The sequence below is a fragment of the Actinacidiphila yanglinensis genome (assembly GCF_900107965.1).
In the GTDB taxonomy this organism is placed as follows: Bacteria; Actinomycetota; Actinomycetes; order Streptomycetales; family Streptomycetaceae; genus Actinacidiphila; species Actinacidiphila yanglinensis.
Genome location: NZ_FNVU01000017.1, coordinates 178165 through 194576 on the forward strand (window position 1 = coordinate 178165; position 16412 = coordinate 194576).

The 16412-nt window shown below is 72.9% G+C and carries 14 protein-coding genes; 10 read left to right on the top strand and 4 right to left on the bottom strand.

The features are described from left to right. Nucleotides 1-19: 19 nt before the first annotated feature. From C4U44_RS30435 to C4U44_RS30445, 3 genes are all read right to left on the bottom strand, one after another. Nucleotides 20-1585, bottom strand: a complete 1566-nt coding sequence (locus tag C4U44_RS30435; RefSeq protein WP_103889258.1) for an MFS transporter — start codon at nucleotides 1583-1585, stop codon at nucleotides 20-22. A gap of 282 nt (nucleotides 1586-1867) precedes the next feature. Then, the gene (gene gap, locus C4U44_RS30440) at nucleotides 1868-2866 is read right to left on the bottom strand and encodes a type I glyceraldehyde-3-phosphate dehydrogenase (protein WP_103889259.1); all 999 of its coding nucleotides are present in this window, start codon (nucleotides 2864-2866) and stop codon (nucleotides 1868-1870) included. 136 nt (nucleotides 2867-3002) lie between these two features. Next, nucleotides 3003-3959 carry a GlxA family transcriptional regulator gene (locus tag C4U44_RS30445; RefSeq protein WP_103889284.1) on the bottom strand — a complete coding sequence of 319 codons (957 nt, stop codon included), beginning with the start codon at nucleotides 3957-3959 and terminating at the stop codon, nucleotides 3003-3005. 109 nt (nucleotides 3960-4068) lie between these two features. Between C4U44_RS30445 and C4U44_RS30450 the strand changes: the two genes are divergently transcribed. Beyond that, nucleotides 4069-4668: a TetR/AcrR family transcriptional regulator gene (locus C4U44_RS30450; RefSeq protein WP_103889260.1), complete on the top strand. Its 600-nt coding sequence runs from the start codon at nucleotides 4069-4071 to the stop codon at nucleotides 4666-4668. Then, nucleotides 4665-5795 (top strand): epoxide hydrolase family protein, encoded by a 1131-nt coding sequence (locus tag C4U44_RS30455; RefSeq protein WP_200823455.1) that lies wholly within the window; start codon nucleotides 4665-4667, stop codon nucleotides 5793-5795. The genes C4U44_RS30450 and C4U44_RS30455 overlap by 4 nt, the downstream gene beginning before the upstream one ends. 91 nt (nucleotides 5796-5886) lie before the next feature. Here the strand turns inward: C4U44_RS30455 and C4U44_RS30460 are convergent, their stop codons facing one another. Beyond that, nucleotides 5887-6939, bottom strand: a complete 1053-nt coding sequence (locus C4U44_RS30460) for a methyltransferase domain-containing protein (RefSeq protein ID WP_103889261.1) — start codon at nucleotides 6937-6939, stop codon at nucleotides 5887-5889. 199 nt (nucleotides 6940-7138) lie between these two features. Here C4U44_RS30460 and uppS point away from each other — a divergent pair, with 199 nt between their 5' ends. The 8 genes from uppS to C4U44_RS30500 all read left to right on the top strand — a co-directional run bounded on the left by uppS (nucleotide 7139) and on the right by C4U44_RS30500 (nucleotide 16046). Beyond that, nucleotides 7139-7918: a polyprenyl diphosphate synthase gene (uppS, locus tag C4U44_RS30465; protein WP_103889262.1), complete on the top strand. Its 780-nt coding sequence runs from the start codon at nucleotides 7139-7141 to the stop codon at nucleotides 7916-7918. A 101-nt stretch (nucleotides 7919-8019) separates the two neighbouring features. Next, the gene (locus C4U44_RS30470) at nucleotides 8020-8925 is read left to right on the top strand and encodes a hypothetical protein (RefSeq protein ID WP_146088390.1); all 906 of its coding nucleotides are present in this window, start codon (nucleotides 8020-8022) and stop codon (nucleotides 8923-8925) included. Between the two features lie 220 nt (nucleotides 8926-9145). After that, nucleotides 9146-10375 carry an ROK family transcriptional regulator gene (locus C4U44_RS30475; protein WP_103889264.1) on the top strand — a complete coding sequence of 410 codons (1230 nt, stop codon included), beginning with the start codon at nucleotides 9146-9148 and terminating at the stop codon, nucleotides 10373-10375. A 202-nt stretch (nucleotides 10376-10577) separates the two neighbouring features. Then, on the top strand, nucleotides 10578-11906 hold the full coding sequence (locus C4U44_RS30480) for an ABC transporter substrate-binding protein (RefSeq protein ID WP_103889265.1): 1329 nt from the start codon (nucleotides 10578-10580) through the stop codon (nucleotides 11904-11906). Then, nucleotides 11906-12853, top strand: a complete 948-nt coding sequence (locus C4U44_RS30485) for a carbohydrate ABC transporter permease (protein ID WP_200823456.1) — start codon at nucleotides 11906-11908, stop codon at nucleotides 12851-12853. The genes C4U44_RS30480 and C4U44_RS30485 overlap by 1 nt, the downstream gene beginning before the upstream one ends. A gap of 6 nt (nucleotides 12854-12859) precedes the next feature. Continuing rightward, a complete protein-coding gene (locus C4U44_RS30490; RefSeq protein WP_407642915.1) occupies nucleotides 12860-13777 on the top strand; it encodes a carbohydrate ABC transporter permease in 918 nt (305 codons plus the stop codon). After that, on the top strand, nucleotides 13774-15036 hold the full coding sequence (locus C4U44_RS30495) for a 6-phospho-beta-glucosidase (RefSeq protein WP_103889267.1): 1263 nt from the start codon (nucleotides 13774-13776) through the stop codon (nucleotides 15034-15036). The genes C4U44_RS30490 and C4U44_RS30495 overlap by 4 nt, the downstream gene beginning before the upstream one ends. After that, nucleotides 15027-16046, top strand: coding sequence for an N-acetylglucosamine kinase (locus tag C4U44_RS30500; RefSeq protein ID WP_235032466.1), 1020 nt, complete (start codon nucleotides 15027-15029; stop codon nucleotides 16044-16046). The genes C4U44_RS30495 and C4U44_RS30500 overlap by 10 nt, the downstream gene beginning before the upstream one ends. The last annotated feature ends 366 nt before the right edge of the window (nucleotides 16047-16412 follow it).

Here is a 16412-nt window from a genome sequence, read left to right on the forward strand (position 1 = left end):
CCGGACCCGGCCGGACGGATCATCCGTCCGCTCGTCCACCGGGGTCCGGCGACTCCTGGCGGGGCAGGAAGAGCACCGCCAGGATAGCCCCGGCCAGCACGAGACCGCCGGAGACGATCAGCGTCAGGTCCATGCCGTGCACGAAGGCGACCCGGACCGCGCGGCCGAGGACGTCGTCGTGCAGCCGGCCGGCCACCTCGACGCCGGCGGCCACGCTGTCGTGCACCGTGCCGGCCGACCCGCCCGGAAGGTGGCCGGTGTGCGAGCGGACCCGGCTGTGGTACCCGGAGCTCAGCACGGTGCCGAGCACGGCCACGCCGATGGTCCCGCCGACCTGGCGCAGCGCCTGGAGCAGGCCCGACCCGGCACCGGCCCGCTCCGCGGACAGCACGCTGAGGGCGGCCGTCATGGCGGCGGGGAGCGCGAGGCCGACGCCGGCGCCCAGCACCGCGATCCACGCCGCCGTGAAGCCGTAGCCGGTGTCCACCCGGGTGGTCGCCGCCGCGAGGAGCGAGGCCCCGGACAGCAGGAAGCCGGCCGCGATCACCAGCCGCGGACCGAAGCGCGCGGCGACCTTGCCGCCGCCCTGGGTGCCGATCAGGAGGCCGCCGATCATCGGCAGCAGGCGCAGCCCGGTGCCGAGCGGGGTGGCCCCGCCGACGCTCTGGAAGTACTGCGGCACCGCGAACAGCAGCCCGAACAGGGCGAAGTTGGCGATCGTGGCGTGCACGGCCCCCCAGGTGAAACGGGCGTCACCGAACAGGGACAGCTCGATCAGCGGGTGGGTACTGCGCCGCTCCCAGGCGGCGAAGGCGGCCAGCATCACCAGGCCGGCCAGGGCGGGCCCCCACGTGGTCGCGGCCGTCCAGCCGCTCTGGCCGGCGTTGATGAAGCCGTAGATCACTCCGGCCAGCCCGGCCGAGGACAGCAGCGCGCCCGGCACGTCGAGCGGGATCGGGCGGGCGCTGCGCGACTCGGGCAGGAGGACGACCAGGGCGGCGGCGCCGGCCAGCGCCAGCGGGATGTTGAGCAGGAACACCGAGCCCCACCAGTAGTGGTCCAGCAGCCAGCCGCCGACGATCGGTCCCAGCGGCAGGCCGGCGGCGCTGGCCGCGGTCCATATGGTGACGGCCTTCGCCCGCGCGTCCCGCTCCTCGAACAGCGCGGGCAGCATGGCGAATCCGAGCGGCATCAACGCCGCACCGGCCAGGCCGAGTACGGCGCGGGCGGCGATCAGCTCGCCGGGCGATCCCGCCACCGCGCACCACGCCGAGGCCGCGGCGAACAGCACCAGCGATCCGACCAGGAGCCGCTTCCGGCCGTAGCGGTCGCCGAGGTTGGCCGCCGGGAGCATCGCCACGCCCACCACCAGCGTGTACGCGGTGCCGAACCACTGGAGTTGCCCGGTCGTGGCGTGCAGCGCGGTGGACACCTCGGGGAGCGCGACGTTCAGCACGGTCGCGTCCAGGCCGATCGTGAGGCCCGAGAGGGCGAGGGCGGCCAGCGCCCACCAGCGGGCGGAGCCACCCGCGCCGCGTCCCGCTCCGCTAATTTCGGGACGTCCTACTTTTTGGGTTGCAGTCATAAATGGGAGTTTAACCCATATTTTTTGGCCGCGAGAAGCCCCTGGTCGCATGGGAAGCGTCCAGGGGCCTGATCAGCGGTTTCTTGCGATGGGACGGACGGGCGGGCGGGACGGCGTGCAGGACGTCCGGGTGGCGGCTCGCTCCGCGGGGCGAGGCGGCCGACGCCCGATGGGCCCACCCGCGCCACCATCACGCCCCCGGCCGGCGGGCCGGCCGCACGTCCACCGGCCCGGGCCCGCACCCGCGCTCCGGTCCGCCGGACAACCCGCCCGCGGAACCCCTCAGTTGCCGGCGAGGAGTTCCAGCGTGTCGATCACGCGGTTCGAGAAGCCCCACTCGTTGTCGTACCAGGCGACCACCTTGACGTGGCGGCCGTCGACGCGGGTCAGGGCCGAGTCGAAGATCGCGGACGCCGGGTTGCCGGTGATGTCGGAGGACACCAGCGGGTCCTCGGAGTACTCGAGGATGCCGGCGAGCGGGCCCTCCGCCGCCGCGCGGTAGGCCGCGAGCACGTCGTCGCGCGTCACGTCGCGGGCGACGGTCGTGTTGAGCTCGACGATCGAGCCGACCGGGACCGGCACCCGGATCGAGTCGCCCGACAGCTTGCCCTCCAGCTCCGGGAGCACCAGGCCGATCGCCTTCGCGGCACCCGTCGTGGTGGGCACGATGTTGACGCCCGCGGCACGCGCCCGGCGGGGGTCACGGTGCGGGCCGTCCTGGAGGTTCTGCTCCTGCGTGTAGGCGTGCACCGTGGTCATGAACCCGTGCTCGATACCGGCGAGTTCGTGCAGGACGGCGGCCAGCGGGGCGAGCGCGTTGGTCGTGCACGACGCGTTCGAGACGATCGTGTGCAGGGCCGGGTCGTACACCTTGGAGTTCACCCCGAAGGCGAGAGTCACGTCGGCGCCGTCCGACGGCGCGCTGACCAGGACCTTCTTCGCGCCCGCGTCGAGGTGGGCGCGGGCCGCCTTGGCCGAGGTGAAGCGGCCGGTCGCCTCCAGCACGACGTCGACGCCCAGCGCGGCCCACGGCAGTCGGGCCGGCTCGCGCTCGGCCAGCACCTTGATCCGGCGGCCGTCGACGACGATGACGTCACCGTCGACGGTCACCGGGCGGCCGAGCCGGCCGGAGGTGGAGTCGAAGGCGAGCAGGCGGGCGAGGGCGGTGGGTTCGGTGAGGTCGTTGACGGCCACGACCTCCAGGTCGCTGTCACGTTCGAGCAGGGCGCGCAGCACGTTGCGCCCGATGCGGCCGAATCCGTTGATGGCGATGCGAGTCATGAGTGGTGTCCCCTTCCGGTTCGTCCACCAGGTTCGCTCGCGGCCGCGGCCCGTGGCGGCGGCCTGAGCGCCATGGTTCGCAAGGATCGCGCCAGGTCGGCACGGCACCGCCGGGCGGCGGGACCGCGCGTACGGGTCACTCGCCGCGGGTGAAGGTGCGCCGGTACTCGCTCGGCGTGGTGCCGAGGGTGCGCTGGAAGTGCATCCGCAGGTTCGCCCCGGTGCCGAGGCCGACGTCCGCGGCGATCTGCTCGATGCTCCGGCCCGAGCGCTCCAGCAGTTCGCGGGCCAGGTCGACGCGGGCGCGCATCACCCACTGCATCGGCGTGTACCCGGTGTCGTCGGTGAAGCGGCGCGAGAACGTCCGGGGTGAGACCGCCGCGTGCCGGGCGAGCACGTCGAGGGTGAGCGGTTCGCCGAGCCGGTGCAGCGCCCACTCCCGGGTGGCGGCGAAGCGTTCGCCCAGCGGCTCCGGCACGCTGCGCGGCACGTACTGCGCCTGGCCGCCACTGCGGTAGGGCGCCGCGACCAGCCGCCGGGCCGCGTGGTTCGACGCGGCCACGCCCAGGTCGCGGCGCAGCACGTGCAGGCACAGGTCGATGCCCGACGCGGCCCCGGCCGAGGTCAGCACGCTGCCCTCGTCGACGAACAGGACGTTCTCGTCGACCCGCACGAGCGGGTGCTTCGCCGCGAGCGCCCGCGTGTAGTGCCAGTGCGTCGTGGCCCGCTTGCCGTCCAGCAGGCCCGTGGCGGCCAGCGCGAAGGCGCCCGTGGAGATCGCGGCCAGCCGCGCGCCCCGTGCGTGCGCCGCGACCAGCGCGTCGGCGACGGCGGCCGGCGGATCCTCCCGGTCGGGGAACCGGTACCCGGGGATGAACACGATCTCGGCCCACGCCAGGGCGTCGAGGCCGTCCGCGACGTGGTACGACAGCCCGTCGCCGCCGGTCACCAGGCCGGGTGCCGCGCCGCACACCCGCACTTCGTACGGCATGCTCGCCCGGGTCGAGAACACCTGCGCGGGGATCCCGACGTCGAGTGGTTTCGCCCCTTCGAGCACGAGGACGGCGACGCGATGCAGGCGGGAGGGGGGCACGGACACCAGCGTAGGCGCAGGCTCGCCCCGGCCACGGAAACGAGCCCCGCCGCACCACCGGTCGCGGGCTTGCGTACATCCGTTCCGCAGCGAGTGTACATTTGTACGCATGGAACAGGACGAGCCGCGCCCGCGCCCCCGGCCGCGCCGGAAGGACCCCGACCGCAAGGAACGCGTGCTCGACGCGGCGCTCGACGTCCTCGCGGAGCACGGCGTGGCCGGGACCACCCACCGGCGGATCGCCGCCCGCGCCGACGTCCCCCTCGGCTCCGTCACCTACCACTTCGCCGGCCTGGGCGAGCTCAGGGCGGCGGCGTTCACGCGGTACGTCGCGACCAGGTCCGCGGCCTTCAGCGCGCTGTTCACCGGCGTGGAGACCCGCGAACAGCTGGTCGAGGTGCTGACCGACCTGGTGCAGCAGGGGCCCGCCCGGCACCGGAGCGCGGTACTCGGCTTCGAACTCCACCTGGCCGCGCTGCGCGACCCCGCCCTGCGCGCGCTCACCGAGCGGTGGACCCGCGAGAGCCGCGCGGTCCTCGCCGCCTTCACCGGCCCCGAGCACGCCGCTCGCGTGGACGCCCTCCTCGAAGGCGCGATCCTGCACGCCCTGCTCTCCACCACGCCCGAGCCGCGGGAGCGGACGCGGGCGATGATCGACCAGGCCCTCGGCCCGGTGGACGACCCCTTCACCTCCCGGAGCACCGCATGACCGACCACCCGCCCCTGCTCGCCGTCCCCGACGCCGAACTGGACGAGCTGCGCGCCCGCCTGCGCGGCACCCGGTGGCCCACCGCCTGGCCGCTCGACGGGTGGGCCGCCGGCACCGAGCCCGGCGAGCTGCGGCGGCTGGTCGCCCACTGGGCCGACGGCTACGACTGGCGCGCCCACGAGGCCGCCGTCAACGCCCTGCCCTCCCACCTCGCCGACCTCGACGGCACCCCCGTCCACTACCTGCGCTTCGACGCGCCGCGTCGCGACGACCTGCCGATCGTGCTGACGCACGGCTGGCCCAGCTCCTTCGTCGAACTGGTCGGGCTCGCCCGCAGGTTGGCGGACCCGGCGCGCCACGGAGGCGCCGACGAGGACGCGTTCACCGTCATCGTCCCGTCGCTGCCGGGCTTCGGCCTGTCCCCGCAGCGGCCCGGGCCGGACGGCCCCCCGACGCAGGAACTGTGGCACCGGCTCATGCACGACCACCTCGGCTTCACGCGCTACGCCGCACACGGCGGGGACCTCGGCGCGGGCATCACCTCGCGGCTGGCCGCCGCCCACCCCGAGGCCGTCGCCGGCATCCACCTGCTCGCGGTCGCCGACCCCCGCGCCTACGACCCGTCGACCGTCACGCCCGAGGAGCAGGCGTACCTCGACTCCGTCGCCGCCTGGTCCGCCGAGGAGGGCGGTTACCTGCACCAGCAGCAGACCCGGCCGCTGACCCTGAGCTACGGACTCGCCGACTCGCCGGCCGGACTGCTCGCCTGGATCGTGGAGAAGTACCGCGCCTGGAGCGACTGCGGCGGCGACCTGTCCAGCCGCTTCAGCGACGACTTCGTCCTGACGCAGGCGTCCCTCTACTGGTTCACCCGCACCATCTCGACGTCCTTCCGGCCCTACTACGAGCACGGCCGCGGCCGGTCCCGACGCCTGGAACGGGTCGACGTGCCCACCGCGGTCGCGGTGTTCCCCGCCGACCTCGTCCGGCCGCCGCGCAGTTGGGCCGAGCGCACCTACCACGTCACCCGCTACACCCCGATGCCGCGCGGCGGCCACTTCGCCGCGCACGAGGAACCGGAACTCCTGGCGGCGGACCTCACGGAGTTCTTCCGCGAGCTGCGCTGAGCCGGGCGGATCGCCGGCGGACGGCCGGGCACCGTTTTTCGTCGAGCGACCGGTGCACCCTCATCGGCGAACCCCCGGGCGGCGCGGCTCGCTACGCCCCGTTGCCGGGGACCTCGGCGGTCACGAGGTAGAGGGTGACCGCCGCGAAGAAGGGCTCCCGGGCGAGGTGGGCGAGGAAGTCCTCGGCCGTCTCCGGAGTGAAGTACCCGGCCGCCACCGCGCGTTCGGCGTTGCGCCGGAAGCCGAGGATGCGGTCGGCGGCGCGCACCTCGCGCAGGACGGTGGTGGCCGGCAGTACCGAGGGCACGGTGAAGCCCGCGGCGGTCGCGAGGCGCGGGAGCTGGCGGCCGATGGCGCCGTTGCGGACGACGCGGTCGGCCAGGTGCCGGGTGAAGGCCCGGGAGACCGCCGGATCGGGGTGGTCGACGGACAGGGACTCCCAGTCGGGTTCGGCCATCACGAGGCGGCCGCCGGGGCGCAGCACGCGGTGGGCCTCGGCGAGCGCGCGGGCCGGGTCGGCGACGTGCTGGAGGACGCGGTCGGTGTGGGCCCGGTCGACGGTCGCCGTGCCGTAGGGCAGGGCGTGCAGGTCGGCCAGATGGACGTGGGTGGCGGGGAGTTCGGCCGCCCGTTCGCGTGCTCGGGCGGCCATTTCGGGGCTGTGGTCGAGGCCGAGCACGGTGCCGGCGGGCGTGGCCGCACCGGCGAGCGCGGCCAGATCCGTCCCCGGGCCGCAGCCGAGGTCGGCGACCGTGTCGCCCGGGCGGATCGCGAGTGCCTCCAGTGCGGACCGCTTGTAGGAGCGGGCGATGTGGGTGGCGGCGAGCCGGTCCTGGTAGCCGATCCGGTCGGGCACCACCGCCTCGAACACGGCGTCGGCGGTACGGGCCAGGGTCCGGACCTCCAGGGCGAGCAGTTCCCGTCCCTCGGGGGTGAGCCGGAGCGGCCGCTGCCGCTGCCCCGGCCGCTCGTCCAGGTACTCGACGAGCCGCTTCGCCTCCAGCCGGGCCAGCGCCCCGGACAGGCTGCCGCGGCCGAGCCGGGCCCCGGTCATCCGCTCGACGGCGCTGTTCACGGCGTACCCGTGCAGCGGTCCGTCGGCCAGCGCGCAGAGCACCAGCATCTGGGCGTCGTTCGTCCGCATGGTCGGCGGCTCCTGGGTTCGGGGGGCGGGGGAGAAACGGCGAAAAGGCAGCGGAAGGACGGTTCCGGTGCGCCGTTCGGAGGCGGCCGCACCGAAAGACCTCCGGTCCGCGTCCCGTTGTAGCACGCGCCGCGTGTCATCGTTCCGTAGGATGGGTACCCGCCGACACTCCCGGAGCGCCCCGAAGGGACCCGTCCGCATGCGATTGACCGACCCTCTCTACGCCCTCTACACGCGGCGGTTGCGCCGCCAGGTGACGGAATCCGGCGCGCTGCCACGGCACATCGGGCTGATCATGGACGGAAACCGGCGCTGGGCCCGGCAGATGGGCATCGCGAACCCGAGCCTGGGACACAAGGCCGGCGGCGAGCACGTCGAGGACGTGCTGTCGTGGTGCGACCGGCTCGGTGTCCCGCACGTGACCGTCTTCGTGTGCTCCACGGAGAACCTCGCCCGGCGCGACGAGGGCGAAGTCGCCTTCCTCATGGGTTTGATCGAGGAGGTGGTGAGCCGGCACCTGGCCGGCCCCGGGGCGCGCCGCCGGATGCACATCGCGGGGTCGCCGGACTCGCTGCCGGACCGTACCGCCCGCGTGCTCAAGGAGGCCGAGGAGGCCACCCGCGACTGCGCGACCGGATCGCACGTCACGCTCGCCATCGGCTACGGGGGCCGCCAGGAGGTGGTCGACGCGCTGCGCGAACTCCTCCACGAGGAGGCGGAGTCCGGCCGGACCCTCGAAGAACTCGCCGCGGTTCTGGGCGTCGACGACGTGTCCCGGCACCTGTACACCGCCGGGCAGCCCGACCCCGACCTGGTCATCCGCACCAGCGGCGAGCAGCGCCTGTCGAACTTCCTGCTGTGGCAGAGCGCCTACGCGGAGCTGTACTTCTGCGAGGCGTACTGGCCGGCCTTCCGCGAGCTGGACTTCCTGCGCGCCGTGCGCAGTTACGGCACGCGGCAGCGGCGCCGCGGGGCCTGAGCCCGCGAGGACGGCCCGCGGCGCCGTCGGCGTGCGGCAGACTACGGTCGTCGAGGGGCGCCGCGGGGGGATCCGGGCGCGGGGGATCCGGGGGGATCAGCATGGCAAAGTCACGTCGTACGCCCAGGGCTGTCGCGGCCGCGGTACTCGTGCCGCTCGCGCTGGCCGCTTCCGCCGGCTGCGGCGGCCCGGCCCACCACGACCGGCCGGCGCCCGCGCCCACGTCCGCCACGCCCACGGCGAACCCGCACACCGCCGACCCCGATCCGCGCCATCTGGCCCTCGGCGACTGCTTCGACGCCGATCGCGGCCTGACCCTCACCGGCGGGACGCAGCCGGCCGGGCCCGTGCACATCGTGCCGTGCACGGGCACCCACGATGCCGAGGTGTACGGCCGGTTCACCTACGTGGAGGGAGGCTACCCGGCGGCCCAGCTCCGTATCATCGCCACGTCGGACTGCGCCGATCTCGTCCCGCGCTACGACATGGACAGCTGGACCCTCTCCGCGACCGCGGAACTGGCCCGCGCCCTCCTGCCGACACGGACGCAGTGGGCGGCCGGCGACCACGACGGCATCTGCTATTGGACCCCGCGCGACCCCCCGACGACGACCCGGCTGCGCCACGACAGGACCACGTCGACCGCCGCCCAGTACGCCTACCTGGACGCCGTGGACCGGCCGGAGTCCGCCCTGGCCACCGACCCGGCGTCGCAGGGGGAGACGGACCTGTCGTCGTACCAGAACTGGTCGGCGGGGGTGGCCGATTCGCTCACCACCGAGGAGCAGCTGCTCCGGGCGCGCACCTGGCCGGTCGCCGCCCAGGGCCCGGTCGAGGCGCTGCTGCAGCGCGTCGACGCGCTCGTCCCGCAGTGGCGTGCGGCCTCGCAGCAGGCGTCCCCGGCCGCCATCAAGCGCACGACCGGCACCCTCCGCGGCCGGAACGCCGAGCCCCAGGAGCAGGCCGTCCGCCAGGCGCTCGGCCTCACCACGACCCGCGCGCGCTGACCCACGCGACGACCCGCACGGCCGCCCCGCGGCGTACCGCACACGGCGCCCCGCGGCATGCCCCGGGCATCGCCCCGCCGCGCGCCTCGCACCGCGCCCCGCCCGCCGCTTGGGTAACGACTTGGACGAGGCTGCGACGAGCCCTCTTGACCTCCGCCGACAGCGGGCCTACCTTGACATTCGCCAATAGGAAAGTTTCCTAACAGTGAACTGAGGGAGGATGGCGCGCATGGCTGGCACCCCCGGAACGCCGCGCGTCCTGCGCGCCATGAACGACCGCGCCGCGCTCGACCTCCTCCTGGAGCACGGGACGCTGTCGCGGACCAGGATCGGCAAGCTCACCGGGCTGTCCAAGCCCACCGCGTCGCAACTGCTCGCGCGGCTGGAGGCGGCCGGACTGGTGCTGGCCACCGGCACCACCGCGGGCCGCCCGGGGCCCAACGCCCAGCTGTACTCGGTGAACCCCGCGGCCGCCCACGTCGCCGGCCTCGACGTGAACACCGAGCGGATCAGGGCCGCGGTCGCCGACATCACCGGCCGCACCGTGGGCGCCTACCGGCTGCCCACCCCGCACCACCGCACCGGCACCACCGTCGAGCAGGTGGTGCAGGCGCTGGAGGGGGCGGTCAAGGCCGCCGGGCTGAGCCGCGCCGATCTGCACCGGGTGGTGATCGGCACGCCCGGTGCGTTCGACCCGAGCACCGGACGTCTGCGCTACGCCAGCCACCTGCCCGGCTGGCACTCGCCGACCCTGCTGGACGAGCTGGCCGTCGCGCTGCCGATGCCGCTGGAGTACGACAACGACGTGAACCTCGCCGCGATCGCCGAGCAGCGGCTCGGCGCCGCCCGCGGGCACGGCGACTTCGCGCTGCTGTGGAACGAGGAGGGCATCGGCGCCGCCTTCGTGATCGGCGGCCGGCTGCACCGCGGCTGGACCGGCGGCGCCGGCGAGGTCGGCTTCCTGCCGGTGCCCGGCACGCCCCTGGTCCGCAACGTCGCCAAGGCCAACAACGGCGGCTTCCAGGAGCTGGCCGGGTGCAACGCGGTACTGCGGATCGCCGCCGAGCTGGGACTCGACGTCCCCGAGGGCAGCCTGCAGGACGCGGCGACCGAACTCCTCTGCAGGGCGGCGGAGTTCCACGAGCAGTCCGGTCAGGAGGAGCCCACCGGCCCCTACGCCGACCTGCTCGCCCGCTGCGCGACCGGCCACGCCGTCGGCCTCGCCTCGATCGTGGCCGTGCTCGACCCCGAACTGATCGTGCTGGCCGGGAACGTCACGACGGCCGGCGGCGAGCCGCTGCGCTCGATGATCCAGGCCGAGCTGGCCGAACTCGCCGTACCCCGGCCCCGGTTGGTGCTCGGCACGGTCGCGTTGCACCCCGTCCTCAGCGGCGCCCTGGAAAGCGCGCTCGCCACCACCCGCGACGAGGTGTTCGACACCTCGCGCTGACCCTCGACCACCACCCCACCAGGCCCCACCCGCACCACCGGAACGGCAGCTCCCCGCCGTCCCGTCGGCACCCCGCACCCTCGACCGCCCGCACCGCATCCGCCCCCACCGATCCGCCACCGGACTCCCGCACCGAGTCCCCCGCACCGCAACGGCCCGCACCACCCCGGCCCCACCCCCGACCTCCCGGAGGCAAAGCGCAGTGTCCCGCCTGACGAAGGCCGCGGCCGTCGCCGCCGCCGCAGCGATATCCCTGCTCGCGACCGCGTGTACCGGCCAGAACTCCTCCGGCGCCACCGACGACGCCGGCAAGGACGTGACCATCAACTTCTGGCACGGCTGGTCCGCGCCCAACGAGTTGAAGGCGATCAACGACAACGTCGCCCGCTTCGAGAAGCTGCACCCGAACATCCACGTCAAGGTGCAGGGCAACATCACCGACGACAAGATCAACCAGGCGCTGCGGGCCGGCGGCAGCAAGGCCCCCGACGTGGTGTCGTCCTTCACCACCGACAACGTCGGCCAGTTCTGCTCCTCGGGTGCCTTCGCCGACCTGACGCCGTTCCTGAAGAAGTCGGACATCGATCCCGCGGCCACGTTCCCGAAGACGATGCTGGAGTACACCCAGTACCAGGGCACCCGCTGCTCGCTGCCGCTGCTCGGCGACGCCTACGGGCTGTACTACAACAAGAAGGAGTTCGCCGCCGCCGGCATCTCCGCGCCGCCGAAGACCATGTCGGAGCTGAAGGCCGACGCGGTCAAGCTGACGAAGTCCACCGGCAGTTCGTACTCCCAGCTCGGCTTCATGCCGGACTTCCACGGCTACGAGTCCACCCCCGGCCACCTGGCCGCGCAGTGGGGCGTGAAGTACTTCGACGCCAACGGCACGTCGCAGACCGCCAAGGACCCCGGCTTCACCGCGATGTTCACCTGGCAGCAGGAGATGGTGAAGGCGCTCGGCGGGTTCAGCAAGCTGGAGAAGTACCGCAACACCTTCGGTGACGAGTTCGGGGCGAAGAACCCGCTGCAGACCGGCCAGGTCGCGATGGGCATCGACGGCGAGTGGCGGCTGGGCATGGCCCGCGACGCCGGGATGAACGACCTGGGCGTGGCGCCCTTCCCGGTCCCGGACGACCAGGCGTCCACCTACGGCAAGGGCTACGTCACCGGCACCATCGTCGGCATCGCCAACACCAGCACCAAGAAGAACGCCGCCTGGGAACTGGTGAAGTTCATGACCACCGACACCGACGCGGTGGTCTCCTTCTCCAACGCGATCCACAACGTGCCCTCCACGCTGGCCGCCCTCAAGTCCCCCAAGCTGGACCAGGACCCGGCGTTCAGGACCTTTATCGACATCGCCGAGAACCCGAACAGCACCACCACCCCCGCCAGCGTCAACGGCGGCGCCTACCAGGTGACCCTGCAGGACTTCGGCTACGACTACGAGTCCGGCAAGGCGAAGAACCTCAAGTCCGGGCTCCAGGGCGTCGACGCGCAGGTCGACAAGGACATCGCGCAGGCGAAGTGATGAGCGCCGTCCACCCCCTGCTGCGCGCCAAGCGCAGGAAAGCCGCCCTGCGGAACCTCGCGTTCCTCTCGCCGTGGATCATCGGGTTCTCGGTCTTCTTCGTCTACCCGCTGCTGTCCACCGTCTACTTCTCGTTCATGCACTACAACGGCTTCAACGCGCCGACGTGGACCGGCGGGAAGAACTGGTCGTACATCTTCACGCAGTACCCGCTGTTCTGGCCCGCGCTGCGCAACACCCTGTGGCTGGTCGTGGTGATGGTGACGCTGCGGGTGATCTTCGGGCTGGGCATCGGGATGCTCATCACGAAGATCAGGACGGGCGCCGGCCTGTTCCGTACCGCCTTCTACCTGCCGTACCTGGCGCCCCCGGTGGCCGCCACGATGGCGTTCGTCTTCCTGCTCAACCCCGGCACCGGTCCGGTGAACAACATCCTCGGCGGGATCGGGCTGCCCACCCCGGGCTGGTTCACCGACCCGCACTGGTCCAAGCCCGCGCTGACCACGCTGGCGCTGTGGGGCATCGGGGACCTGATGGTCATCTTCATGGCCGCGCTGCTCGACGTCCCCAAGGAGCAGTACGAGGCGGCCGAACTGGACGGCGCAGGCGCGTGGTCGCGGTTCCGCTACGTCACGCTGCCGAACATCTCGCCGATCGTGATGTTCGCGGTGGTCACCGGGGTCATCCAGACCATGCAGTACTACACGCAGCCCCTGGTCGCCGGGAAGGTCGCCTCCGGCATCATCGGCAACTCCGGCCAGCAGTTCGAGCCCGGATACCCCGACAAGTCGACCCTGACCCTGCCGCAGCTCGTCTACAACCTGGGCTTCCAGCGCTTCGACTACGGCTCCGCGTGCGTGGTCGCGCTGGTGCTGTTCGTGCTGGCGATGGTCTTCACGGCCCTGCTGATGCGGCGCCGCAACGGCTTCCTGGCGGCGGAGGACTGACCCGAGATGACGCACATGACCGACACCACGCTCCCCTCCGGCACGTCGCTGCCGCGCATCGACCGCTCCCCCGACCCGCGCGCCCTCAAGGCCGCCCGGCGCCGGCGCACCCTGCACTGGATCGGCGTGCACTCGCTGGGCATCGCCGCGGCCGCGTTCTTCGTGCTGCCGTTCGTCTTCGTGGTGCTCACCGCACTGATGAGCGACAACCAGGCACTGACCCGGTCGCTGTGGCCGCACCCCTTCGAGTGGTCCAACTTCCGTACCGTCTGGGACACCCCGGGCTTCCTGACCTGGTGGCGCAACACCCTGGTCTACGCGGTCTCCGGCACGGTGCTGACCGTCGTCTCGTCGCTGCCCGTGGCCTACGCGCTGGCCAAGTTCCGCTTCCGCGGCCGCAACCTGATCATGGTGCTGGTGATCTCCACCATGATGCTGCCGCCCCAGGTGATCATCATCCCGATGTACCTGTTCTGGACGAAGCAGCTGCACATGGACGGCACCCTGTGGCCGCTGATCATCCCGATGGCCTTCGGTGACGCCTTCACCATCTTCCTGCTGCGGCAGTTCCTGCTGACCATCCCCAAGGAGTACACCGAGGCGGCCAGGGTCGACGGCTGCGGCGAACTGCGCACCCTGCTCACCGTGATCGTCCCGATGATCCGGCCGGCGCTCGCCGCGGTCGCGCTGTTCCAGTTCTTCTACTGCTGGAACGACTACTTCGGGCCGCAGATCTACGCCAGTTCCAACCCGGCGGCGTGGACCCTCAGCTACGGACTGGAGTCCTTCAAGGGCGCTCACCACACCAACTGGAATCTGACCATGGCGGCGACCGTTCTCGTAATGGCCCCGGTGATCGTGGTCTTCTTCTTCGCACAAAAGGCCTTCATCGAAGGCGTGACCCTGACAGGAGTCAAGGGATGAAACTGGCAGTCGTGGGCGGCGGGTCCACGTACACACCCGAACTCGTCGACGGGTTCGCGCGGTTGCGCGACACCCTGCCGGTGGAGGAGTTGGTGCTGGTCGACCCGGCAGCGGAGCGGCTGGAACTGGTCGGGGGGCTGGCGCGGCGGATCTTCGCCAAGCAGGGCCACCCCGGGCGGATCGTCACCACCGACGACGTGGCGGCCGGGGTGGAGGGCGCCGACGCGGTGCTGCTCCAGCTGCGCGTCGGCGGGCAGGCGGCCCGCAACCAGGACGAGACGTGGCCGCTGGAGTGCGGCTGCGTCGGCCAGGAGACGACCGGCGCGGGCGGCCTCGCCAAGGCCATGCGCACCGTGCCGGTGGTGCTGGACATCGCCGAGCAGGTGCGCAGGAGCGCGCCGGACGCCTGGATCATCGACTTCACCAACCCGGTCGGCATCGTCACCCGGGCGCTGCTGCAGGCCGGGCACCGCGCGGTCGGGCTGTGCAACGTGGCCATCGGCTTCCAGCGGAAGTTCGCGCAACTGCTGGACGTGCTGCCCGAGCAGGTGCACCTCGACCACGTGGGGCTCAACCACCTCACCTGGGAGCGCGGGGTCCGGCTGGGCGGCCCGAACGGCGAGGACCTGCTGCCCAAGCTGCTGGCCGAGCACGGCGATTCCATCGCCGACGACCTGCACATGCCGCGCCAGATCGTGGACCGGCTCGGCGTCGTCCCGTCGTACTACCTGCGGTACTTCTACGCGCACGACGAGGTGGTGCGCGAGCTGGGCACCAAGCCCTCGCGGGCCGCCCAGGTCGCCGCGATGGAGAAGGAACTCCTGGAGATGTACGGCGACCCGGCCCTCGACGAGAAGCCGGCGCTGCTGGCCAAGCGGGGCGGCGCGTTCTACTCCGAGGCGGCCGTCGCGCTCGCCTCCTCGCTGCTGCGCAACACCGGTGACGTGCAGGTGGTCAACACCTACAACAACGGCACCCTGCCCTTCCTCGCCGACGACGCCGTCATCGAGGTGCCCGCCACCGTCGACGCCACCGGGGCCACGCCCCTGCCCGTCCCCCCGCTGGAGCCGCTCTTCGCCGGCCTGGTCGCGAACGTCACCGCGTACGAGGACCTGGCGCTCGAAGCGGCGCTGCGCGGCGGCCGGGACCGGGTCTTCGCCGCCCTGCTGGCCCACCCGCTGATCGGGCAGTACGAGTACGCCGAAGGTCTGACGGACCGTCTGATCGCGCACAACCGGGAGCACTTCGCGTGGGCGTGACCTCCGAGCCGCTCGTCCCCGGTGGCGTCCTCGCCATCGACGCGGGCAACAGCAAGACCGACGTGGCGCTGGTCGCCGCCGACGGACGGGTGCTGGGCGGCACTCGCGGCGGCGGCTTCCAGCCGCCCCTCGTCGGGATCGACCCGGCCGTCTCGGTCGTCGCCGAGGCGGTGGAGCGCGTGGCCGCGGCCGCGGGGCTGCCCGCGGCCGGCGACCGCGGCGGCCGGCCGCTGGTCGAGTACACCTCCGCGTGCCTGGCCAACGCCGATCTGCCGGTCGAGGAGCGGCAGTTGCAGGACGCGGTGCACGCCCGCGGCTGGGCGCGCAGCACGAAGGTCGCCAACGACACGTTCGCGATCCTGCGGGCGGGCGTCGAGGAGCCGCGCGGGGTCGCGGTGGTGTGCGGCGCCGGGATCAACTGCGTCGGCATGCTGCCCGACGGGCGCACCGCGCGCTTCCCCGCGATCGGCAAGATCTCCGGGGACTGGGGCGGGGGTTCGGGGCTGGTCGAGGAGGCGCTGTGGTTCGCCGCACGCGCGGAGGACGGCCGCGGCGAGCCCACCGCGCTCGCCACCACGCTGCCCGGGCACTTCGGGCTGCGCACCATGTACGAGCTGATCGAGGCGATCCACCTCGAACACCTCCCGTACGCCCGGCGGTACGAGCTCACCCCGGTGCTTTTCCGCACGGCGGACGCGGGGGACGCGGTCGCCTGCTCCGTCGTCGACCGCCAGGCCGAGGAGATCGTGGCGCTTGCCACGGTGGCGATGCGGCGGCTCGACCTTCTCGACGAGGAGGTCGATGTGGTGCTGGGGGGAGGGGTGATGGCCGCGAACAACCCCCGGCTCATGGCGGGGATTTCGGCGGGGCTCGCCCTGATCGCGCCCAAGGCCCGCCCGCACGTCGTCACGGCACCGCCGGTTCTCGGAGCGGCTCTCCTCGGCCTCGACCACACCTCGGCGCCGCGCTCCGCGCACCTCGCCCTCCGCGAGTTCTATTCCCGCCCCTGACCCCCCGGGCTCCCCCGTCCTGCCCGTCCCGGGACCACCCCGCGGATGTGCCTCGTCCCCCAGTTCCCCGCGAAGGGTGCCCTCCTCCCGCAAGGGTGCCCACTCCCCGTAGGGACGGGGCGCCCTCGCAAGCGGCGATACCCCCTCCCCCGGGCGGGGTTGCCCTCACGGCATGGGGTGCCCCACGGGAAGAGGGTGCCAATCAGGGGCGCGGGGTGCCCTCGCGGGAAGCGGCAACCCTCAACGGGCACGGGGTGCCCTTGCGGGCAGAGGGTGCCAATCAGGGGCGCGGGGAACGGCGCGAGCAACCCACCACCGGCCGGCGGTCCGGCAACGACGCCGCGGGGGCTGGGCCCGCGGGCCCCC